Here is a 22,944-nt window from a genome sequence, read left to right as displayed (position 1 = left end):
AAAACTTGATGTCATCCCCGCGGAAGCGGGGATCCAGAAAAATAACTTCAATATTAATACAGAAGTGACATATTTGATAAAATAAACATATAAAAAGCTTGCTTTTTATATGTTTACTGGCTTCTCGCCTACGCGAGAATGACATAAACATGCCATACAACAACACATAAATAACAAAAACATATGATCTGGAATTCTAAAACATTAAGTGCTGTTCTCGGTATAACAATCTCTAATTCTATAAATTGTAATGAAGTGCAATTTAATTCCAAAGATGTTAAAAAAGGTAATTTATTTATAGCACTTCAAGGTAATAGAGATGGTCACGATTATGTTCTAGATGCAATAGATAAAGGAGCAGCAGCCGTAATTATTAGTAAGCGAGTAGAGATCAATGATAAAGATAAAATTATCTTAGTCGATGATTGTTTTGAAGCGCTACAAAAAATGGCTTTATATAAACGAGAGAATTCAAAAGCTCAATTTATAGCTATAACAGGCAGCGTTGGTAAAACTTCTACAAAAGAAGCACTGAAAGTATTATTACAACATGATTTTCTAGTTTTTGCTAGCCGAGATAACTTCAATAACAAACTCGGTATGCTTATTAATCTTGCTTCAATGGCTGATGATACGGAATATGCTATTTTTGAGCTTGGCATGAACCATAAAGGTGAAATAAGAGAGCTGGTTCAAATATTAAAGCCGAATATTGCCATGATTACTAATATTTCAGAGGCTCATTTAGAATTTTTTAACTCGCTTGAAGAGATAGCTGAAGCTAAATGTGAGATTTTTGCAAATTTTAGCAAAAATGATATTGCCGTTATTAATGCCGATACTAATTGCTATAACAAAATATTATCGATATTAAAAAACCTTTCTATCACCGATATACATAGCTTCGGTAGATCAGCTAAAACTTCAGCAGAATTAATTTTATATGAGAACCTAGGAGAGCAAGTCTACTTAAAGTATAAGATAAATAATAAAGTCTTAGATGTAACTATACCGTTTATTCCTCGGCATTTTACCGAAAATTATACCGGTGTACTTTTAATTATCGATATATTAGGGCAAGATATAGAGATAGCTGCAAATCACTTAGCAAATATTTCTCCTACTAAAGGAAGAGGGGAAATTATCAATATACAAAATTGTCGTGTAATTTGTGATTACTATAACGCAAGTCCGCAGTCAATGAAAGCTGCATTAGAATATTTAAAACAAGTACCTGCCGAGAATAAAACTGCTATAATAGGTGATATGCTAGAGCTAGGGGACAATTCTAAACGATTACATGAGAAACTAGTGCAGTACATATTAGATGCCGCTTGTTCTAAGGTCTATTTAGTAGGAATAAATACTAAATATATTGATGATTTACTACCTTCCAAAATAGCTAAAAAATACTTTAAAAATGTTGATGAATTAATTACGCATATTACGGGTTTATTTGAAGGTAATGAGCTGATTCTAATAAAAGGGTCAAGAGGCGTAAAACTTGATAAGATTGTTGATTATTATAAATAAATACACTAGGATACTCTTAATATTGTGTGGTTTGGTTGCCAGTCATTGCGCGGAAATTACGTAGTAATTGACGAAGCAATCTCAGGATGTTTGACGAGATTGCTGCCGCGCAGTCTACAACTGCGCGCAATGACGATTTGGTATCCAATAACATCAAAATATACTTTTAAATTTAAATCTACAAATGTTATACAATCTTTTACTCCCTTATATCCATAATTCACATATAGCTAATTTATTTCACTATATTACTTTTCGTAGCAGTCTTGCTATTATTATAACTCTAAGCCTTAGCTTTATCACGGGTCCGATATTAATAGAATTGCTGCGATCTCTTCAAAAAAACGGTCAGCCTATACGCTCAGACGGACCTGAATCGCATCAAACAAAAGTAGGTACTCCGACAATGGGGGGCATTATTATTATTTTGTCTAGTTGTCTTTCTACTTTATTACTTGCTGATTTAACGAATAAATATATTTGGATTACGTTATTTGGTTTTATTAGTTTCGGTATTATAGGATTTATGGATGATTATGCTAAGGTAACTAAAAATAATCATTACGGAGTAAGAGGAAAAAGTAAGCTTTTACTTCAAGGAATTATTAGCTTCATTATATGTGTTTTACTAGAATATCTAGATAAAAGTCCAAGTCATTTACTTAACGTACCGTTTTTTAAAAATTTAAGTTTAGATCTTGGTTATTGTTATATAGTTTTTGCTATATTTGTTATAGTCGGCTCTTCTAATGCCGTGAATCTAACGGATGGTCTTGATGGTCTTGCTACCGTTCCTATTGCCTTTACTGCCGGTTCTTTTGCTTTAATAAGTTATTTAGTAGGAAATCTAATTTACTCGAACTACTTACAGCTAACCTATATACCGAATACCGGAGAGTTAACGGTGTTATGTGCAGGATTAGTCGGTAGCTGCCTTGGATTTTTATGGTTTAATGCACAACCGGCAGAAGTTTTTATGGGCGATACCGGTAGTCTAAGTCTTGGCGGTGTGCTTGGTATTATTAGCGTTATTACTAAGCATGAAATAGTTTTAGCTATAGTCGGCGGCTTGTTTGTTATTGAAACGGCATCTGTAATTTTACAGGTATATTACTTCAAAGCTACTAAAGGAAAAAGAATATTTAAAATGGCACCGCTCCATCATCATTTTGAAAAACACGGCTGGGCAGAATCAAAAGTCGTAATAAGATTTTGGATTATTTCAGTTATATTTGCTCTTATAGGCTTATCATCCTTAAAATTACGTTAACTATATTCGTTTATCTATCTTTTATTTATCAAAATACATTACATAAATTAACTTTCTCTTTGCTTTTGTATAAGAAATTTGCTATAATACTGGTATTAATTTATAGTAGGTGTATGGCATGGTTAAAGAAATAGATATAAATAAATTATTAGCACAAGAAAATAATGCTTTAAATGCTATATTAAGCCAAGTAAATGAATTATGCAAGCAAAATAAGCAGTTGCAAGGTTTAATCGAAATACAAAATGAAACTAAAGAACTAGAAAAAGAACATAATAGATCGTTGCCTTGGTTTAAAAGATTTGTAAAAACAGTTTCTAATGTAAAGTATATTTTGATAAAAAGTGAAGAACAGTTAACAAATGAAGCAATAAAGTATAATAATAAAATATTAAAAGATATTGATAATAAGATATATAATATAGCGGCAAAATCTGTACCTTTAAAGCAAGCATTACAAGAAGAAATCGAAAAAAATTTTAAGGATTTAACAAAGAAAGATTTATCTAAAGATCAAAGAGCAAGATTATCGGAAGTATTTTTTAGTTATAAAAGTAAACCTGAAAGATTCTCAGCTCTACATATGACAAATCCCTTACAATTCATTAATGCTGAAGCACTAGAGAAACAATATAATTCTTTAAATGCTACAAAACAAAACATCCAAAATTTAATATCCAAAAATTCTAATATCAAAGAACTTAAAGAAATACAAAAACAGGTTGCTGAAATTAGGGCAGAAGTACCTCATACATTTTTTGAAAAATTAAATAATATTTGGCAAAATGTTAAAAATGTTTTTGTAAATAATAGTGAGCAGGTTTTAGCAAAAAACAAAGAGAGTAATACTAGAACAATTAGAAAGATTGATGAACAATTATATAAAACGAAGCATAAATTTGAGGAATTAATTGAAAATAAAGAAAGAAATATTAAGGGTATAATTGCAAAATTACCTGACAATGAGGAGTTACAAAAGATAGTAAGTAACCTTACAAATCACATGGCTTCAAAAAAAGAACCAATATTAGCAAATGCATCCCTAGTTAAACCTTTGGAAAATAACATTCCATCACCACCTCCACCTCCGCCTCCTTTACCGGAAAATAACATTCCATCACCACCTCCACCTCCACCTCCGCCTATGGCTCCGGCTGAGACATTATCTAAGTCTGTAGAAGCTACTACGGTTAAAAAACTGAAAAATCAACCACGTCCTTCTATAGATACTTCTGATTTAATGAGAGAAATAGCAGGGCCAAAAAAACTAAAAAAAGTTGAATTTGACCCTAATACAGGAAAACCGGTTGCACATTCTCATAGTAAGCCTGCTCAGAATGTTAACAAACCTAGTGGACTTGAATCAATTTTTGCACGAAGAGTTGCTATAGAGATGAGTGATAGTAGTAGCAGTGAAAGCGATAGTGGTAACTGGAGTGATGTTAGTGTTAATAGGAATAAATCAAAAATGCTTAAAACTAAAGGAGAACGAGATGCTAAAATGACTACGCATGCTCAAAAAATTAATAATAGGAACTCACAAAAACCATCATTTGTTAGATAATAAATTGTCATTCCCACGGAAGCGGGAATGACATAAAACACCATATAAATCTACCTAACTTCTTAGTTATTTCAACTATTCTTTTATCAAAGAAATTAGCAGTTTTTAAATCGCCTTGAGTAGGAGTAATATCAGGAGAAGATTTGTGGTTAGATTGAGTCATACGTCCTGACCAGCTACCTAAGCGGTGAATTTTATTGGGATCAGGCATATCTCATGATCAGAAAAATTCAGAGCAGCTTCAGCTTGCCCGACCCAAATCATACAATGCTGCATAGGGAAGTGAAATAGCTGCTGAATACTGCAAACTTATCACCTGAATAAAAACGCAGAATTAGTAAAAGTTGCAGCTATTTTATCTTTCCATTTTTGTTGTGCCCATCTAGTTGAGGTAGCTTCCATAAATATTTTAAACGATCTGGCTAAACTACCCATATAGGTTGGGACTCCAAAAATGATAGCACCTGCATTGTCTAATCAATCCCAATCGAGATTATTAGGTTTATCTTTATTTATTTGTATAAGAAACATTGGCTTCTGCTTCTTTTATGCTCTTATTTAGTTTTTCAGCTACTTTTGCAGTATGACCGTATCTACTATAATATTACGATAGCTACTTTAACCATTTTATTCTCCTATAAATTAACTATAAACTCGGCTTCAGTTTTAGACTTTATTTCTTTAATAGTAACATCATCAGCTTGTCTAACTAATATCATTTCATCTTTATCAATATCAAAAATTCCAAGATCGGTAATTACTCTGTTAACTACTTTTTTACCTGTTAACGGCAAGTTGCATTCTTTTAATAATTTAGCACCGCCATCTTTTGCGTTATGTTCCATTATAATAACTACTCTTTTGGTGTTAGCGACCAAATCCATAGCTCCTCCCATACCTTTAACCATTTTACCCGGAATAGTCCAGTTGGCAAGATCGCCTGTTTGTGCGACTTGCATAGCACCTAAAATAGTTAAATCGACATGCGAACCTCTAATCATCCCAAATGAAAAGCTACTGTCGAAATAGCTGCTTTCAGGAATAGCAGTAATAGTTTGCTTATCGGCGTTAATTAAATCAGGATCTTCCTCTCCTGCGTAAGGCAATGGTCCCATACCAATCATACCGTTCTCGCTTTGAAATATTACATTCACTCCTTGAGGTATATAATGTGCTACATGCGTAGGCATACCTATACCAAGATTGACATATAATCCGTCTTTAAGTTCCTCTGCGGTTATTTGATAAATTTCTTCTTTGCTCCAAGGCATATTTGATTTTTCCCTGACAGTTAATTGCCCAATACGTTTCTCATATTTTTCACCTACTATTAATCGTTGTATGAAAATATTAGGTGTGTGAATATTGTTAGGGTCAAGCTCTCCCACCTCAATTATTTCCTCTACTTCACAAACTGTAACTTTAGCGGCACCTGCCATGACTGCATTAAAATTTCATGCAGTTTTATTATAAATCACGTTGCCGCTTTTATCAGCTTTAAAGCCTTTAATAATAGCAAGGTCAGCTTGAAAGGCAGTTTCCATTATATATTTTTTACCGTTAAACTCCTTTGTTTCTTTACCTTCCTCTACAATTGTACCTATACCTGTTTTAGTATAAAAAGCTGGAATTCCCATACAAGCAGCCCTAATTCATTCAGCTAAAGTTCCTTGTGGGTTTAGCTCAAGCTCTAAAACCTTATCAAGATATTGTTGCTCAAAAATCTTATTTTCTCCGACATATGAAGAAATCATTTTTTTTATTTGTTTAGTTTGAAGAAGCAGCCCAAGTCCGAAGTTGTCAACACCGCAATTATTGCTTATAACTGTTAAATTTTGAACATTGCTTTTAAGAAGTGCATTTATTAAATTTCAGGAATATCGCATAGACCGCATCCGCCCGACATTATAGTCATGACGTCATAAAGAAGTCCTTCAAGAGCAGCTTCAGCCGAAGGATAGATTGTATTCATGCATTTTAAATTATTAATATCTATTCTTTAAGACATTAGGAAGATTTGCAAAAGAAGTCAAGGACATACATAAGTTTGGTATATTACAAAAATACTGTACAAGAAATTAAATTTAAGCATTGCTGCGTGTTTTTTGTATTCATCAACAGTATTAGTAACTGCATCAAATATTGATGACAATATAACAATTCAAGAAAATTCTAAAAAAAATTATAGTTATGTAGTGACTTATGATAAAGATATGTCCTCAAGAGTGAGTAGTAATGTTGCTATGTCATTAATTGAAGGTTACCGTCAATTAGATGATGCTATGTTTGCCGATTCAGATAATATAGCTATAAAGATCTTAAGTTATATTACAAGATTTACTGCTACATCTTGGATTATGGTAGGTAATCATGAAATAGGAGGTTTATGGAGTAAGAGCAAAGAATTTGATTTAAAAGTAACAAAATATGAAGTAGATCCTTTTGAGGGTACAACATATTTTAAAACTAAAGATTTTAATTCTTTGCAAGTTCATAAGCACATTGCTATAGATACAGGGGGAATGCAAGCAAGTTATTTGTTATCTGAAAATATTAAAGATAGATACATGGCAAGTAACAAAATTAATCCTACTTACGGTATAGGTTATTTATGAAGACTAGAGCAAGCAAGTTATATTTTTAGTACTAAGTTTGATGGTAAAGATAAAAGCGGTAATGATATAAATACATATGTAAAAGCGATTAACTCCATATACGGTAAAAATTATATTACTAAAAATAAAATTTTTTCATATGCTTATTGAGATTTATTTGATCCGTTTTTATCCTATTCAGGATATTCATTTATTAACTTAAATAATATTCCGATGATTGAATTAGGACCGGTTAAATATTTACCGGCTACTAGAGCGATACTTGCTCCATACGGTTTAGAGCGTGGTTTAGTTAACCATTTTGTTGTTGATAACAGAATATATTCAAGTTAATATTAATTACGGCAAAAATCAAAAATTTAAGTCTTACGGTGTCGGAGTTAAAGCTAATAACTGAGTCAAAGTTGAATTTATCGGTTTAGGTTTAGAAGCGACATTTTGGAATCAGCCTAAAATGTTAACCGCTACCCCTTTAAAAGAAAATTGTAAGCAAGGTGGACTTGGAGCCGTTAATTTTGAGCTTAGCTTAAATGAAACATTTAAGATAGTCGGCTCAGACGGTTACAAAACAGTGGGATGTATAGAAGGTATGCCTTTAAAATCCTCAGTTATAGTTAGAGCAGGGTTAAAATTAGCTTTATAAGAGAAGGCTTTGTTGCATGATTAATATGTCATTCCTGCGAAAGCAGCAATCCAGAAAAAAGCGTGATACATCAAGCTTTTAATTTTCAAAACTTACTGTGTATGCACCGTTTAATTACTGGATTCCCGCTTTTGCAAGAATGACATATTAATCATAATTTGTATATTTTATTATTCTTCTTTTATTATAAAGTATATATATTTGTATATAAGATAATTATGACTATATATGCTAACTATTTTAGAAAAATTCTTATTCTCTTCTGTAAAAACGTTCATCAATATACGTGAAGATACCGTATCTGCTCTTAAAAGGCTTGGTATTAACAATATTCGTGATTTATTATTTTATCTACCTGTTTCATATCAAAATAAAATATTATCGCCTAATTTAACTGAAGTTAGAGATGGTGACATAATCCAAACAGAAATTGTAGTTGAGAGCATTAATTTACCCAAGAAAAGTAGTCAGCCTTTAAAAATTACAGCTAGCAATGATACTGGTTCTTTGTTATTAGTATTTTTTCATAAACCCCCACCGTTTATTTTTAATAAGCTGCAAGTTGGTACTTCTCATATTATCAGCGGAAAGGTACAATTTTTTGATCATTACTTACAAATTGCGCATCCTGAATTTGTTGTAAATCCTAAACTCGCAAAAGAAATAGAGCCGATTTATTCCCTGACATATTTACTTAGTAACAAGCAGTTATATTCATATATCATAAAAGCAATAGAGATATTTGAAGAGAAGTGTAAGAGTATAGAAAATAAAGAAGTAAAAGATTATTTAGATATTATATTGCAGAATTTGCAAATGTTGCATGTGTTCCATCATTGCGAGGAGGCATGCATGCCGACGAAGCAATCCAGTAATGTAAAATTAATAAATTCTAGATTGCCGCAGCCCCTAAAGGGGCTTCGCAATGATGATTTATATACTAACGCCAAAAAACAACTAGCAGCTAAGGAGCTTATCGCTAATCAAATCTCTCTTTTAAATGTACGTACGCAAATAAGTAGAAGACAAGGTAATATTTACCCTAAAGCTGTATCTATTCAAGCAAATATATTAAATGAGCTAGGATTTGAGTTAACTTCTTATCAAAAGCAAGTCATAGAAGAAATAGAGTGTGATCAAAGCAATAAAATAGAAATGATGAGATTGTTGCAAGGCGATGTTGGTTCCGGTAAAACTTTGGTAGCTCTGCTGACGATGGTAAATGTGGTAGCCACTGGATTTCAAGCAACGCTTATGGCTCCAACTGATTTGCTTGCCAATCAGCATTATGAGTTTTTTGTTAAAGCTTTAAAAAATACTAATATAAGAGTCGGATTACTTACAGGTAAGATACTGGGGGCCGCTCGTAAAAATATTATGATACAACTTGACAACGATGAGATTGATATATTAGTCGGTACTCATGCTTTATTTCAAGAAAAAGTAAGTTTTAAGAAATTAGGTTATATAGTTATTGATGAGCAGCATAGATTTGGGGTACAACAGCGTTTGAATTTAATAAATAAAGGAGTAAATCCCGATGTGTTAGTTATGACTGCAACGCCGATTCCTCGAAGTCTTGCACTGACTATGTTTGGTGATATGACTATCTCAAAGCTAATGGGTAAGCCGAAAAGTCGTTTACCTATCGCTACAAATACCATGTCGGTTAATAAGATAGAGCATATTATAGTAGCGATAAATAAGAAGCTTATTGCAGGTGAGCGGGTATATTGGATTTGTCCATTGATAGAGCAGGGAGGGAAAGAAATGCCGGAAGAGGATAGTTTATTGATGGATGTGATGAATCGTTTTAACTCTATCGACAATATCTATCAAGGTTATACCGGTATTATTCACGGTAAGATGAAGAACGAGCAGAAAGACCAAATAATGAAGCAATTTAAGGAAGGTGAAATTAAGATATTAGTTGCAACAACCGTTATTGAAGTCGGAATAGACATACCTGAAGCCACTTTGATAATTATTGAAAATGCTGAGCAATTTGGTCTCGCTCAACTTCATCAGCTTAGAGGTAGAGTAGGGCGGGGTAGTTTGCAGTCATATTGTATATTGTTATACAATCCTAAAAGGCTTAGAAAAGTTGCACGAGGCAGGTTTGAGATAATGAAACAAACTAATGATGGATTTTATATAGCTGAGCAGGATTTAAAACTTCGAGGTAGCGGTGAGATTTTAGGAGTAAAACAAAGCGGCGAAATCACATTTTTCTTCGCCGATTTAGCGGACGATTATGACCTACTTCTTAAAGCGCATAAATTTGCGGCAATAGGCTCAAAAGGTAATGTAAATTTTGTTAACTTTCAGATCAAGCTCTTTGCCAAATCTCAAGTAAGCGAGCTGGTTTAGTTTAAATATGCTATTTCCGCTTGACATTGGCGTTGTTGCGTGGATCGATTTTTCCGTCATTGCGAGAAGAATTATGCAGTAATTCGATAAAGCAATCTCGTGCCAAAATCCTGAGATTGCCGTGCTCCTTTCAGTCGCTCGCAATGATGAAAAACCGTACCGTGCAAGCAAGCTTTTTTATAAAATCTAGAATACTATAAGTTAAAGTTAATCCTGTGTGACTTCAGCAAGTCTAGTAAACAGAGCGTCAATCATATCCCAGCCTTTTTTTTGAATAGTGAGTAAAGAAGAATCATTAATGTTTATTTGTTTTAATAAAGCTATTCCCATTTGTTCATGTTCAGGATCAAGATACATATGTGTTTTGAAATGTTTTGCTGCTTTATGATTAAAAAATATTGATCCTAGTTTTGCATAAAATATAGTAGCACATGACTCTATTACTAAATGGACAAGGACGGCTCTTTCACTATCTCCAAGAGTCATCATTTTTAGCGTAAACCAAGAACCTAAGGCCTCAAAAATAGCATCTGTAGTTTCTTCATTATTTTCTAGATTTTGGAATAATTCTATATTATGTCCAAATTCATCGGTAAGATGCTCCCATGCAAGTTGTTGAAATGCTTTTGTTTCAGAAAACACTACTCTTGCTAATACCATTTTTTGAAATGCGTCTGACCAAAGCCGAAAATGTTTAAGAAATTTATTTTTTCGTAGCGTACTATCTAACTTAATTTTAAATAGTTTGTTTTTTTTAAATTGCTCTTTATATTGTTCATTATCCAAAATTAAACGATCTATTATATTCATATATTTAATTATTAATATATTTAAATATATTAATATTAACTAAATCACGCTGTCACTCATTATTAATGTTTATTTACCAATTTTTAAAACCATATGTGTATTTATAGATGAATATGAATTGTAAGATCATAATGTGTATGCAGTAAATATATAAAACATTGCGACTTATCCATTTTAGATTTATAGCTATTTTTTGTGAATAACCCCTTAGGATCATTAATATATAGGTAATTGTTAAGAAAGTGAGGTTTAAAATTAAGCCAGTATTTGAAAAATTAAACTCATTAAAGGAAATCGCAAGAGTAAAAAGAGTTGAATGCACGAAAGAAGCAAAAATTGCTATAAAACAGCAAAGTTTTAAGTTCGCCTGCTCATGTTTTGAAATAAATCCAAGTATCATTGTAGCAATTACAAGAGTCCCGTAATCAATCAAAGCCCAGCTAATATACCACAATAGTACCATTATAATTGCATGACAATAACCGCTATAGAAAAAGCGAGTTAAAGAATTACGAAAATAATAAATATACCATTGCCCTAAATAGATAGAGATTAGAATATTTGTAGTAAGAAACTGTTTAAATAGTACAGTGGTATATATTTGTAATAAAACACCGAATATTATTATATGGGTTTTTGGTTTATCATGAAAATTATAACCGGCAAAAAAGCAAAATACTGGCATAGTTGTACGACCTATGATCCGCATAATCGTTAATTCAGGATATAGATATAAACCTACATGATCAATGATCATGGCTATAATAGCTAAGGCTTTTAACCAATCCTGATAATTTGATTGGTGCTTATTTTTTGTTATTATCATAATTAACCGCTTTTAATAAATATGCCGTGCTGAAAAATGCTCCCATTCCAACTGCAATTGTACTACCTAGCATACAGACTTTAATCAGTAAAGATTCCGAATAAAAATATTCTAAATAATAATGCTTTATTAAAGCAATTATAATAGTCATTAATATACAGCATAACAAAATTTTACCGCAGAAAAGTTTTATACTGGCTTCTATATGAAGCTTATTTTGTTTTGTAGTATAGCTATATAATAAACCTAGATTATACCAAGCTGCAATAGATGTACCGACTGCAATACCGATATGTTTCAAAGAATCCATTAATAATAGGTTCATGCCAGTATTAATTATTATTGAAAATAAGGTTATTTTGAGCGGTGTTTTAGTATCTCCGTTAGCATAAAAAATAGGAGTTAAAATTTTTGCCAAAATAAAAGCAGGGAGCCCAAGTGCAAACGCAGAAATAGCCTCAGCTGTATTTGTAGTATCTTGGCTCGTGAATACTCCTCTTTCATAAATTATATTAATAATCGGATGAGATAGAATTATAATACCGAATGTAGCAGGCAACGATAATAATAATCCCATTCTAATAGCATTATTCTGTATTTTTTTTGCAGCTACTATATCATTTGATTTATAGATTTTTGACAGCTCAGGTAGCAATATAGTAGAGAAGCTAGTACCTATTATTGATAGAGGAAATTGATATATTCGGTCGGCATAAGATAATATAGAAATAGCACCTTCAATAAAGCTAGCAATAGATTGGGATATGAAAAGGTTTAATTGCTGTACGCCGGAGCTAATGGTTGCCGGTCCCATATTAATCAAAAGCTTTTTTACATCGGGATCGCTTGGGTTAAAAATTATCGGAAAGTTTAAATCCGCTCTTTTCACACAGACAAACATAAACGAAACTTGTAGTATTCCGGCCATTATTAAAGATAAGCTAATTGAGATAGTAGATTCTATATAATGATCAAATGTTAAAGTAAAAATTATTACGCATATACTTAAAATAACCGGTGAAAAAGCAAATGCAGCGAATTTTTTTATAGAGTTTAATATTCCGCCCATTAGAGCCGTTAATGAAACAAATATTAAATACGGTATTGTAATTCGGCATAAAAATACCGTAAGCTCAAACTTTTCTTTTTTACCGTGAAATCCAGGAACAATAAACAGCATTAATTGTGGCATGAAGATTTGCATTGATGCTATTATTACTATTAATGTCAGAAGTAAAAGGGTAAAAATCTCACCTGAAAAATTATTAGCGGCTTTCTTAGAAATAAGCATTTTTTCATTATAAATAGGAATGAATACGCTTGATAATGCTCCTTCTGCAAAAATTCTTCTAAATAGATTCGGTAGTTTAAAAGCAACATTAATGCTATCACCAATAGGAGTAGAGCCGAATAATGATGCAATAAACTGTTCACGCACTAAGCCAAATATGCGAGAAATTAATGTGAAAAAAGCTACTACGACTCCTGAACGAAATAATCGACTTCTTGCATAACTTGCCTCTAAAGGTAATTTGTGCGTCAATCCGGTACTCGCATTCTCACGTACTAAAGTGTACGCTGCGGTGCTGTGTTCCGTGTTTCCTTTAAATTCCTCTTTATTAGCTACGTTATGCAAGAAGTCGGTCACTGTTTGTTTTGTATCTTATTTTTCTGATGTCATTCCCGTGGAGGTGGGAATCCAGTAAAAACCTATAAAAAATAAAAACTTCTTTTTATAGGTTTATTTTGTTAATTAATGTGTAATTGTTGAGATCGGGATTAAGGCTACTTTTTCTGGATTCCCGCCTCCGCGGGAATGACATCAAGCACCATGCAAGCAACGTCATGAATTCTTATCCCTAGCTGACCCTATTCCTGCATTGATTAAAGCGTCTGCTTTTGATTTATTTTCCCATCCAGTAACTTTAACCCATTTACCTTTTTCTAAATCTTTATAATGCTCAAAGAAATGCACGATACGTTTTTTGAGCATGTCACATAAATCATCTAGCTCTTTAATATGATCGAAAGTAATATCGAGCTTAGAAGTCGGTACTGCGATTATTTTCTCATCAAGTCCTGATTCGTCTTCCATCATCAATACACCGACTGCTCGGCATTTTATAACCGACCCAGGCACTACCGGATGATGAGCTACGACAAGTACGTCTACCGGATCACCGTCATTTGAAAGAGTATGAGGAATAAAACCGTAATTGCATGGATAGCTCATGGTAGTTTGCATAAAGCGATCAACAAAAATTGCTCCTGATTCTTTGTCAAATTCGTATTTGATTGGACCGCTATTCATCGGAATTTCGATAATTACGTTTATTTCGTAATTATTTGCTTTTGCTTTGATTTTATCTATAAACATGTTTTTATTTATTTGGTTTAGTTGTGTTTCGTCATTGCGAGGAGAATTACAACGTAATTCGACGAAGCAATCTCAGGCCTATTTTACTAGATTGCCACGTCGCTTTGTTCTTCGCAATGACGCTGTTATTGCGGAGGTCTGTAATTCTCATCATGCTTTGCAAGTAATTGTCTTGCTATAAATTTCCCGTTCGATAATTGCCCGATGGCAATAATTCCTTGTCCTTTACGAAATAGCGCCGGAAGGGCTCCTTGATATAATATCTCGAAATCCTTAATATTATCGGTAATAACAAAACTTATCTTATCATCAGCAATTTTATTTATTGAGTCTGTTTTAACAAGCCCACCGACTCTTAACTCTTTGCCTTGTTCTATTTCATTAATTTTTGACGGCGGCAAAAAAAATACTATATTTTTCTCTAAATTGTAAAGTATTATACTAATTCCTAAACATGCTGAGCAGAAACAAATAATTATTGTTATTAATCTATTTCTTACTCTCTTTTGCATTAAAGTGCTGTTTATTTTTCAATGACTTGTAATTTAAAAAACTTACAATTAACAATGTCGCTAAGGTTAAAAAGGTAAATAAATACGCTACCGATATATAATTATTCATTTCTTAAAAATTCCATAATTTCCTTAGGTGAAGAATCTAAATAGAAATGTTTTAGATATTTTCCGTTTGCATCGATTAAATATGTAAAAGATGAATGATCAAGCATATAGTTCGGGTCGTCATCATCACCATGCACACGAGCATAGAAAACCTTGAATTTATCAGTTACATCTTTTATTTGCTGCTCGTTACCGGTAAGACCTATAAATTTCGGATGAAAATGTTTTAGATATTCTTTAAGTGCTATAGGAGTATCACGTTTTGGGTCAATAGTGATAAAAACAGGTAGAATATCTATTTTATGTTTATTTAAAATTTCTACAATCTCCGTCATTTTATTTAGAGAGGTTGGGCATATATCAGGACAACTAGTAAAGCCAAAGTAAATGAGGCTTAAGTTGCCTTTCAACTTATCACTATTAAATATCTCTCCATTTTGGTCTATTAGTTCAAAATCACCGCCAATTTTTACGTTATCTTCATAGATATTAACTTGACCGGCAAGTGGCTTTTCAGGCGTTCTTAAAGATAACAACAAATATAATGCTCCTACTCCTATTAATAAGCTAATTACGATAATTATTTTTATAACATTTGACTGTATTTTCATAAGATATTATCCATTTTTGTGTTGTCAATTCTAGCTGGTCCTGCTGCATGGCTCTTATGTTATTCCTGCGAAAGCAGGAATCCAGAGAAAAGTGAAAATGTCATACCGTGGCTTGACTACGGTATCGTATATCACAGGCCGTGTCCTGAGATCCCGCAATCAAGTTGCGGGATGAAATTAAAGATTACTGGATTCCCGCTTGCGTGGGAATGACATAAAAAGACCATACAACAAAGTCTACTCTTTTATACAAGCCCTAATTTTTTAGGTTTAAAATATTGTACCCAAATATCTATTAACAATTTAGTAATGATAATTGCCGAAAACATTGAAGATATAATCCCGATCGTTAATGCAACGGCAAAACCTTTTATTGCACCTACTCCAAATATATAAAGTAAAAAAGCAACGATTAAAGTAGTTAGGTTAGCATCAAGGATAGTGGCAAACGCAGATTCAAAACCGGTTCTAATAGCATAAAGATTAGACACTCCTTTATGCAGTTCCTCTTTAATTCTTTCATAAATCAATACATTAGCATCAACAGCCATACCCATAGTGAGTATTATTCCTGCAATTCCCGGCAGAGTTAAAGTAGCTTGGAAAAGTGAAAGTAAAGCTAAAATATATAACAATGCAAGGATTAAGGCTATATTGGCAAATAAACCAAGCACACCGTAAGACCAAATCATAAATATACACACTGCTATAAATCCTATAAGTCCTGCCTTTTTGCCCGATTCTATAGAATCAGCACCCAAATTTGGACCTATACTTCTCTCTTCAATAATTTTAAGTGGGGCAGGAAGCGAACCGGCTCGCAATAATAGTGCAAGCTCATTTGCCGACTCAACGGTAAAATTTCCTGTTATTATACCGCTTCCGCCTATAATCGCTCCGTTTATCGTTGGAGCACTTAGTAATTTATTGTCCAAAACTATAGCAAGGCGTTTACCGGTATTATTTTTAGTTATTTCACCAAATATTTTACTACCTAAATTGTTGAAAGAAAAAGCAACTACCGCTTGCGAATTTTGGTCAAAAGAAGCTGAAGCGGTTGTAAGCTGATCCCCACCCAAAACAACTTTTTTCTTTATAACGATATAATATTCCCCATGACTTTCGTTATCTCCCTTAACTAGCATTGAACCTACTGGAACATGTCCTTTTACCGCTTCTTCGATATTGGCATTTTCATCAACTAAATGAAAAGTTAGCTTTGCAGTTTTCCCTAATATATTCTTCAGGTAAGAGGGATTTTCTTCACCGGGAACTTGCAGTAATATATGCTTATCGCCTTGTTTCTGTAGGGTCGGCTCTTTAGTGCCGGTACTATCAACTCTCATGCGAACGATCTCAATAGATTGGTCTACTACCTTATTAAGTAAGTCCTTTAATCTAGATTCGCTGTAGCTAAGCTTTATTTTATTTTCATTTACTTCAGCGATAATTTCTGGATCGATTTTATTAATTATTTTCTTTAACGGCTTTAATTTCTCAGGCGATCTTACTTCTAATTGAATGCTATTTTGTCTAACTAACAGATTTTTATAGCCGATTTTATCCTCACGAAAATTTTTGCGTAAAGTGTCGGCAAGATTTTCCATTGAATCATTTAAGTAGGTGTCAAAATCAACATCGAGTAATAAATGGGCTCCTCCTCTAAGATCAAGTCCTAGATTTACTGAATCATGAGGTAGAAACTTAGAGTTTACCTGCATGAAATTAGGTAAGGCACAAATAACCGCAAAAACCGTACATATAATTGAAAGAAAAATTTTCCACTTAGGAAGATTTTGCACCGCTTACCTTCTTATTTTTTTTGTTTTCTTTTTTTACTGCTACTTCTTTTGTACGACTAGTTATATCGATAATAGCACTTTTTAAAACTTTAATACGTACATCTTTAGCTATTTCGATTTCAATATTATTGTCATTTTCACTTACTTTAGTCACAATACCATAAATGCCGCTATTTGTTAGAACTTCTTCGCCTTTTTTAACTTCACTTACTAATTTCTCTCTTTCTTTGCGTCGTGTTTCTTGTGGACGTAATAATAAGAAGTAAAATACAGCAAAAATTAAAACCATCGGTATTAAGCTTGTTAACCCCGATTGTAAAGAATTTGTTTTTGCAGGCACTATCTCAGTTTCCTGTATTTCTATAGTGTCGTTATTATTTGTCTGATTATCTTGCGTATTTGCTGACATATGTAATTTCCTAATTGTTGCAATAGTCTTCCTGTATAACCTCTTTCTAAAAGTAATTTGTATACCTTTGATACTTCAAGCTTTGGTACATCAAATTTTAGGCTTCGCCTTTGCTCATGTAGTTTTCTATGCTCTGCAGGCTCACCACTTACTTGGCTTCCAACTTTTGAAGTATCTGTGGTATACATCAATCGGGTACTCACATCTCACATCCCTTTTTGTACGCTGCAGTGCTACGTGCCGTGTTTCCTTAAAATTTCTCTTTATAAGATAGGTTATGCCTAAGTCTAATAAAATAAAAATAGCTACCTAATAGGTTTAATGCAAGGGTAAAATAATAATATTAAATATATTTAAATGTATTTAATACTAATATAAGTTATCACAAAACCGATAAATGGCTATTTTTATGACAGTTATAACTACTAGAATTTCTAATTAACTAGATATTATACGTAAAGCAATAGAAAGTTATATAGAAGAAAAAGCAGATTTATTAATTGCTGTGTCTTGTGTAGAAAAAAGAGAAGAAGTAATTTCATTAGAAGATATTAAGAAAAAATATGGTTTGGAAGATTGAATTTATGATAAACTTACTGATGTCATTTGCAAAAGGGCGTTGTTGCTTGGCTTGAAAAACATGCTCTATGTCATTCCCGCGTAGGCGGGAATGACATAAAACGGACAAAATCACTGGAGCGGGTGAAGGGATTCGAACCCTCGACTTCAACCTTGGCAAGGTAGTGCTCTACCCCTGAGCTACACCCGCTTAAATAAAATAACGGCGTTTTAATGTAAAAAGTTTAAGGGGATCAAAATTAATTACATAAAAACGCCTTAGTGCTTTTTAATCTAAGCGAATCTGAATATAAGTAATTATAAGATAAATTGCAAGTATTAAATTAGAAATTTATTGGCATTGCTAAATAAAGATATATTATTTAATAAATTAACGCCATTGCAAGGCAATTACAAAGTATATTGACTTAAGCAATCTAGTTAAAAACTCTGTAAACTAGAATTGATTATTATTTTTTTAGAGTGATACGCTCCTTTTAGTCGCTCAGCTCATTACGACACCTGTCTTGAGTTAGCAATGCTATAAAAAATCTAATTTTGTTAACTTGACTTTTATTTTTATATAAAACAGTATAGTGCTTTATTAATTTTAACTAATCTGTAAAAAAGTATGTGAAGTTACGTAAAAGAGCAAAAAAGTTTAGCCCGTAATCAAAAAGAAACAATAAGACTACTATCGATAGGTACGTTTCTTGCATATTTTGATCTCACGCTCGTACACATGGCGGTAATACTTAACGAGCTATTTTTTCCTGAAGCTGATGCACGAGCAGCTTCTCTATTGTCATTGCATATTGTGCAACATATGTATTTAGACCTATCGGTGCTTTAATATTCGGTTGGATAGGAGATACTATAGGTCGTAAGGCAACGGTCATTATTACAACTTTTTTAATGTCGCTTTGTTATCTTATAATGGCTAATTATAAAAACTTATGCTGTAATTGGTATTACGGGGACTTTTGTAGTAACTGCGTGTCGTATCGCTTAGGGGATGTCCTTTATAGGGGAGGTAGTAGGCCGAGCTTTATCTAACTGAAATGACAAAAATTCCTCAACGTTATTGGGTGGTGGCTTCGCTTGTTGTTTTTATAATTTTAGGTGCAACCGTGTAGCATTGGCGGTAGGAACACTTGTTACTTCTTTTGGACTTGATTGGCGTATTGCATTTTGGTTGGGAGCAGTTATTGCTATAGTTGGTGCTGTTGTAAGGACAAATCTTAGGGAGACTCCAGATTTCATTGATGCAAAAAGACGAATAAAGAAAACTGTAGCGTAAGCAAGGATAGATAGTAATCGGCTAAAATCAAGCCCTATTTGGAGTGAAAAAATTAATAAACCAACAGCAATAGCTTTCTTTTTGGTACATTGTGGAGCCCCGTTATGGTTTTATATTGTTTATATTTATTGCGGTAATATGCTAAAAACTCATTATAATTACAGTGCTACTCAAGTAATTCATCAAAATTTTATTGTTTGTGGTACAGAATTAATAAGTACAATAATTGTTACTTATTTGGTTTGTAAAATACATCCTTTAAAAGTCCTTAAAGTAAGATTAATAATATTTTCTATGGTAGCCCTTATGTCTTCTATCTTACTAAATAATATTTCAAATACTATAGAATTTTTTATTCCAATTATTTATTGTAGTATTTGCCCCTACTACTTTTCCGGCAGGTGCAGTGTTTGATGCAAGATTGCCAGTATTAAAACGTTGTACATGCGGTAGTTTTATATTTGCTTTATCCACGAGCTTTAATGTTTGCAGTTTCTTCTTTTAGAATAATTTACTTGATAGATTCTTTTAATCACTGGGGATTATTATTCTTGATGATTCCAATTCTAATTGGTTATACATTTGGAGTAAATCATTTTATAAAGTTAGAGTAGGAAGCAGAGAGTTATTATTAGAAAAAGCTTTGTGTCTTTCAAGTTCAATATTAAAAACTTTTAGGCATAACTTAGCAAATTCTTGTTCTAGTTTATAATTTATATTAGCAGCGACCAAAAGAAAATTTATTAAACTCGCTTCAATGTCGCTTCAATAATTTTGCTAGCTTTCTCAGGTGATTTAACTCCTAAAGTTTGCACATTATGAATTCGGTCAAATAATTTTATTAATGCCGTATTGTATCTTTTCTCTTTAATTAATAAGTTTAGGCTTTCTCCGCTACTTATCTTCCCGTAAGATTTAATTCTAGTTAGACCTTCTACGTGTTTTGCTACTTCCGGTCCAAAAATTTCGGTAATTGCTTCTTCAGTTAATTCAGTGCCTTCAATAGTATCATGAAGTAAAGCGGCTTGCAGCATAATAATGTTATAAAGCTTAGGTGCTTCTTCAGCTACAAATTCAGCAAGCATAATTTTTACCTCAATCGGGTGCGAATAATAAGGATCGCCTGATTGACGTATTTGAGAACTGTGTTACATGCATAGTGGATACCTTTTGTGATTTCGAGTATATCTATAGGATTTGCTACTTTAGTATTTAAATATTCGAGTTTATCAAGTAATTTTTGACTATAAACACAAATTGCAAACTTTTCTTTCCAAGAGCTTATATTTTCTATAAAAGTTATTTCTTATTTCATTATAATTTGTGGGCTATTAATTAAAAAATTAGGCATTGCCTAGAAAAAGTTGATAATTTGAAAAGTTTACGTCATTGCTACGCTTTTTGCAGTCGCTTAGCTCATGACGATATCAACCGTTTCGAGGAAATGCCAAAAATTGCAGTAATAAATAGCTGCAGATTAGGTTCTATGAAGGAAAATTAAATTAAGCTATTTTTGCTATTTTTTGCTGTAAATCGTAAGATTTTTTTGAAATAGGAACAACTATTACTGCAAAAATCTTATTAATGTTCGCTAAAAAATATCTGAAAATATCAATAATTTAATTTGCCTTCACAGAACCTAAAGATTATTGTTTTATTATTTTAAATATGAATCCTAAAGTCAAAATATAACTATGTCAAACCGTAATAGTTTAGAAGTACAAGAGTACGCACAAGCTAGCTCCTTAAATAATACTAATCTAACTGCATCATAGGGTGCATTAATACTAACTGTTGCAAATTTATTGTGTTCAAAGAGTCCAATATTAATAATCATCAGAATATACAAAGAGATAATAATATATCTTATGAGAATAATATTACAGACTTTGAAAATCAGGATACAAGTTGTGGTATATGTAAATGTCTTGGAGCGATAGCTACACTGTTTGCTGCAATGTGTATGTATTTTTATTTGCATAAACACCAAATTTTACACTAAAAAAATATGAGCAAGGCTTAAGAAAGTTAGGAAACCTAGAGCATCGGTTATGGTGGTTAGAAATACACCGGAGCCTGTAGCGGGGTCTATATCAAAATAATGCAGTATTATAGGAATAGCAGAGCCGAATAATCCGGCTACTAAAAAATTTAAAATAACTGCAATAGCAAAAATAACGCTAAGGTTTAAGTCAAGCAACATCACAAAGCTAAGTCCTGCTCCGATAATTGCAAGTACAAAACCGTTAAAAGCCGATACGGCTATTTCTTTTAATATAACTTTATTGACATTATTATAATGAATATCTTTATTAGCAAGGGCTCTAACCGTAACGGTCATGGCTTGTGTTCCGGCATTTCCGCCCATTGAAGCTACAATAGGCATAATTGCTGCAAGCGTTACAAGTTTTGCAATAGTATCATTAAAATGGTTAATGATCAGTGAGGTCATGCAGGCAGTGATTAGATTAACAAAGAGCCAAGGAAAACGATGTCTAACGGTATAAAATACATTGAAGAACGTATCTTGAGTGTGTACCCCACTTAATGATAATATATCTTTGCCGGCTTGTTCTTCGATAATATAAATTATATTATCGATTGATACGCTACCTACTAACTTACCGCTTTTATTTACTACCGGTACAATAGTTAAAGCATATTGTCTAAAAATGAAGCTTAGTTCATTTAAGTCGGTAAAAGCATCTACAAGTTTAAAATCTTTGTTCATCAAATCTTTTATCAATTCATTTTGTTTGCCTTTAATTAGCATGCTAAGAGAAATAATACCGATAGGGCGTAATTTATTATCCGTAACGATTGCCGCATAAAAGTCATTCTTTACGTTCTTGATAAAATTTAATGATTCCTCGACCGTCCATCCTTCTTGAAGATTAATAAAATCTCGTTCAATTACCCTACCTACCGTATTTTCGGGATATGTACAACCTACGGTAATTTGGTGTTTTTTTTCTTTAGTGAGATTACTTAGGATAAGGTCTTTTATATCATCGTCTAGATCGATTACTACTTCAATAGCATCTTCTATAACTAGCTTATTGATTAATTCTGTAGATTTTTTTATGCCTAAAGTTTCTATTATTAAAGGTTTACTATAAGCATTTAATGATACTAACGTTTCAGGCTTAATTTCATCCTGTAATAAAGGAATAATTATTTTATATGTTTTATTGTTAAGATTATCTAAGAAATCTGCTAAATCGGCATAATGAAGCTTGGCCAGCCTGCTTGCAGCAGCATCATAATTGTGATTTTCGATCAGATCGTTAATTTGATCAAAAATTTCAGCAAATTGATTGTGATGATCTGGTAAGATGCTTTTAAATATATTGAAATTAGGCATAGCCTATTGACCTAATAGTTTATTATAGACTTATTATAATTATTTAAAGCTGGGTAGCTAGGCTTGGCACAGAATTGTGTACAATTTGCTAATCAATATAAATTACAGAGTACAAATAAGCAATAGTTTTTATTTTAACTCCTTTTCATTTATCAGGAGTATACAATTAGCACAAACATTTGCTGACAAGACGAACTTAGGAGTAAATATAAAATCTGAAACAAACAAAAATTTGACTTCGTGAAAAACCGGCGAATGGTGCGGTCGAGAAG

General features: G+C 32.5%; 20 protein-coding genes, 1 tRNA gene and 5 pseudogenes. 10 read left to right on the top strand and 16 right to left on the bottom strand.

Annotated features, from left to right (window positions below):
• Nucleotides 1–183: 183 nt before the first annotated feature.
• From BG75_RS04975 to rickA, 3 genes are all read left to right on the top strand, one after another.
• Nucleotides 184–1,533, top strand: a complete 1,350-nt coding sequence (locus BG75_RS04975; protein WP_062811654.1) for a UDP-N-acetylmuramoyl-tripeptide--D-alanyl-D-alanine ligase — start codon at nucleotides 184–186, stop codon at nucleotides 1,531–1,533.
• 184 nt (nucleotides 1,534–1,717) lie between these two features.
• Nucleotides 1,718–2,803 (top strand): phospho-N-acetylmuramoyl-pentapeptide-transferase, encoded by a 1,086-nt coding sequence (gene mraY, locus BG75_RS04970; protein ID WP_062811653.1) that lies wholly within the window; start codon nucleotides 1,718–1,720, stop codon nucleotides 2,801–2,803.
• Between the two features lie 118 nt (nucleotides 2,804–2,921).
• Nucleotides 2,922–4,367: an Arp2/3 complex-activating protein RickA gene (gene rickA, locus BG75_RS04965; protein ID WP_062811652.1), complete on the top strand. Its 1,446-nt coding sequence runs from the start codon at nucleotides 2,922–2,924 to the stop codon at nucleotides 4,365–4,367.
• A 7-nt stretch (nucleotides 4,368–4,374) separates the two neighbouring features.
• Here rickA and BG75_RS10015 read toward each other — a convergent pair.
• From BG75_RS10015 to BG75_RS10005, 4 genes and pseudogenes are all read right to left on the bottom strand, one after another.
• A pseudogene (locus BG75_RS10015) lies at nucleotides 4,375–4,631 on the bottom strand (transcriptional regulator).
• Nucleotides 4,632–4,679: 48 nt separating this feature from the next.
• Complete coding sequence (locus BG75_RS10010) at nucleotides 4,680–4,802, bottom strand: hypothetical protein (RefSeq protein WP_252903668.1); 123 nt, start codon at nucleotides 4,800–4,802, stop codon at nucleotides 4,680–4,682.
• Nucleotides 4,803–5,002: 200 nt separating this feature from the next.
• Entirely contained in the window at nucleotides 5,003–5,638 is a 636-nt protein-coding gene (locus BG75_RS04950; protein WP_062811890.1) for a 3-oxoacid CoA-transferase subunit B, read from the bottom strand.
• 6 nt (nucleotides 5,639–5,644) lie between these two features.
• A pseudogene (locus tag BG75_RS10005) lies at nucleotides 5,645–6,339 on the bottom strand (CoA transferase subunit A); the annotation flags it as partial.
• A gap of 133 nt (nucleotides 6,340–6,472) precedes the next feature.
• On the opposite strand from BG75_RS10005, the gene BG75_RS10000 reads away from it, so the two are divergent.
• The 3 genes from BG75_RS10000 (at nucleotide 6,473) to BG75_RS04925 (ending at nucleotide 9,995) form a co-directional block, all read left to right on the top strand.
• Nucleotides 6,473–6,982 carry a hypothetical protein gene (locus BG75_RS10000; protein ID WP_252903667.1) on the top strand — a complete coding sequence of 170 codons (510 nt, stop codon included), beginning with the start codon at nucleotides 6,473–6,475 and terminating at the stop codon, nucleotides 6,980–6,982.
• A gap of 454 nt (nucleotides 6,983–7,436) precedes the next feature.
• Nucleotides 7,437–7,625 (top strand): hypothetical protein, encoded by a 189-nt coding sequence (locus tag BG75_RS04930; RefSeq protein ID WP_062811651.1) that lies wholly within the window; start codon nucleotides 7,437–7,439, stop codon nucleotides 7,623–7,625.
• 228 nt (nucleotides 7,626–7,853) lie between these two features.
• On the top strand, nucleotides 7,854–9,995 hold the full coding sequence (locus BG75_RS04925; protein WP_062811650.1) for an ATP-dependent DNA helicase RecG: 2,142 nt from the start codon (nucleotides 7,854–7,856) through the stop codon (nucleotides 9,993–9,995).
• Between the two features lie 207 nt (nucleotides 9,996–10,202).
• On the opposite strand, the gene BG75_RS04920 is transcribed toward BG75_RS04925, so the two are convergent.
• From BG75_RS04920 to BG75_RS04880, 9 genes are all read right to left on the bottom strand, one after another.
• Entirely contained in the window at nucleotides 10,203–10,805 is a 603-nt protein-coding gene (locus tag BG75_RS04920; protein WP_062811649.1) for a hypothetical protein, read from the bottom strand.
• Between the two features lie 73 nt (nucleotides 10,806–10,878).
• Entirely contained in the window at nucleotides 10,879–11,631 is a 753-nt protein-coding gene (locus BG75_RS04915) for a TraX family protein (protein WP_062811648.1), read from the bottom strand.
• Nucleotides 11,612–13,174 carry a murein biosynthesis integral membrane protein MurJ gene (gene murJ / locus BG75_RS04910; RefSeq protein WP_410525722.1) on the bottom strand — a complete coding sequence of 521 codons (1,563 nt, stop codon included), beginning with the start codon at nucleotides 13,172–13,174 and terminating at the stop codon, nucleotides 11,612–11,614. The genes BG75_RS04915 and murJ overlap by 20 nt, the downstream gene beginning before the upstream one ends.
• Nucleotides 13,175–13,474: 300 nt before the next feature.
• The gene (gene ppa, locus BG75_RS04905; RefSeq protein WP_062811646.1) at nucleotides 13,475–14,008 is read right to left on the bottom strand and encodes an inorganic diphosphatase; all 534 of its coding nucleotides are present in this window, start codon (nucleotides 14,006–14,008) and stop codon (nucleotides 13,475–13,477) included.
• Nucleotides 14,009–14,133: 125 nt separating this feature from the next.
• A complete protein-coding gene (ccmE, locus tag BG75_RS04900) occupies nucleotides 14,134–14,520 on the bottom strand; it encodes a cytochrome c maturation protein CcmE (RefSeq protein WP_004998015.1) in 387 nt (128 codons plus the stop codon).
• A gap of 101 nt (nucleotides 14,521–14,621) precedes the next feature.
• Nucleotides 14,622–15,239 carry an SCO family protein gene (locus tag BG75_RS04895; protein ID WP_012736692.1) on the bottom strand — a complete coding sequence of 206 codons (618 nt, stop codon included), beginning with the start codon at nucleotides 15,237–15,239 and terminating at the stop codon, nucleotides 14,622–14,624.
• Between the two features lie 245 nt (nucleotides 15,240–15,484).
• Entirely contained in the window at nucleotides 15,485–17,041 is a 1,557-nt protein-coding gene (secD, locus tag BG75_RS04890) for a protein translocase subunit SecD (RefSeq protein ID WP_062811645.1), read from the bottom strand.
• The gene (yajC, locus tag BG75_RS04885) at nucleotides 17,025–17,450 is read right to left on the bottom strand and encodes a preprotein translocase subunit YajC (protein WP_062811644.1); all 426 of its coding nucleotides are present in this window, start codon (nucleotides 17,448–17,450) and stop codon (nucleotides 17,025–17,027) included. The genes secD and yajC overlap by 17 nt, the downstream gene beginning before the upstream one ends.
• On the bottom strand, nucleotides 17,402–17,641 hold the full coding sequence (locus BG75_RS04880; protein ID WP_062811643.1) for a palindromic element RPE5 domain-containing protein: 240 nt from the start codon (nucleotides 17,639–17,641) through the stop codon (nucleotides 17,402–17,404). The genes yajC and BG75_RS04880 overlap by 49 nt, the downstream gene beginning before the upstream one ends.
• Before the next feature lie 257 nt (nucleotides 17,642–17,898).
• Between BG75_RS04880 and BG75_RS07620 the strand changes: the two genes are divergently transcribed.
• Nucleotides 17,899–18,030, top strand: coding sequence for an antitoxin of toxin-antitoxin stability system (locus BG75_RS07620; protein WP_252903737.1), 132 nt, complete (start codon nucleotides 17,899–17,901; stop codon nucleotides 18,028–18,030).
• 114 nt (nucleotides 18,031–18,144) lie between these two features.
• Here BG75_RS07620 and BG75_RS04875 read toward each other — a convergent pair.
• Nucleotides 18,145–18,219 (bottom strand) — tRNA-Gly (locus BG75_RS04875).
• A 590-nt stretch (nucleotides 18,220–18,809) separates the two neighbouring features.
• Here BG75_RS04875 and BG75_RS09995 point away from each other — a divergent pair.
• Nucleotides 18,810–19,064, top strand: coding sequence for an MFS transporter (locus BG75_RS09995; RefSeq protein ID WP_368072230.1), 255 nt, complete (start codon nucleotides 18,810–18,812; stop codon nucleotides 19,062–19,064).
• 538 nt (nucleotides 19,065–19,602) lie between these two features.
• Nucleotides 19,603–19,922, top strand: a pseudogene (locus BG75_RS10670) (proline/betaine transporter).
• On the opposite strand, the pseudogene BG75_RS04860 reads toward BG75_RS10670, so the two are convergent.
• Nucleotides 19,906–20,602: pseudogene (locus BG75_RS04860) on the bottom strand (HD domain-containing protein). The pseudogenes BG75_RS10670 and BG75_RS04860 sit on opposite strands and share 17 nt — an antisense overlap.
• Before the next feature lie 400 nt (nucleotides 20,603–21,002).
• On the opposite strand from BG75_RS04860, the pseudogene BG75_RS07600 reads away from it, so the two are divergent.
• Nucleotides 21,003–21,291 (top strand): annotated as a pseudogene (locus BG75_RS07600) (hypothetical protein).
• Between the two features lie 10 nt (nucleotides 21,292–21,301).
• Here the strand turns inward: BG75_RS07600 and mgtE are convergent.
• Nucleotides 21,302–22,672, bottom strand: coding sequence for a magnesium transporter (gene mgtE / locus BG75_RS04850; protein WP_062811641.1), 1,371 nt, complete (start codon nucleotides 22,670–22,672; stop codon nucleotides 21,302–21,304).
• Nucleotides 22,673–22,944 lie beyond the last annotated feature (272 nt).

Source organism: Rickettsia endosymbiont of Proechinophthirus fluctus, from assembly GCF_001602635.1.
Taxonomy (GTDB): Bacteria; Pseudomonadota; Alphaproteobacteria; order Rickettsiales; family Rickettsiaceae; genus Rickettsia; species Rickettsia rickettsii.
The sequence above is the reverse complement of the archived record's forward strand: the minus strand, read 5'-3'. Positions and strand labels throughout refer to the sequence as shown.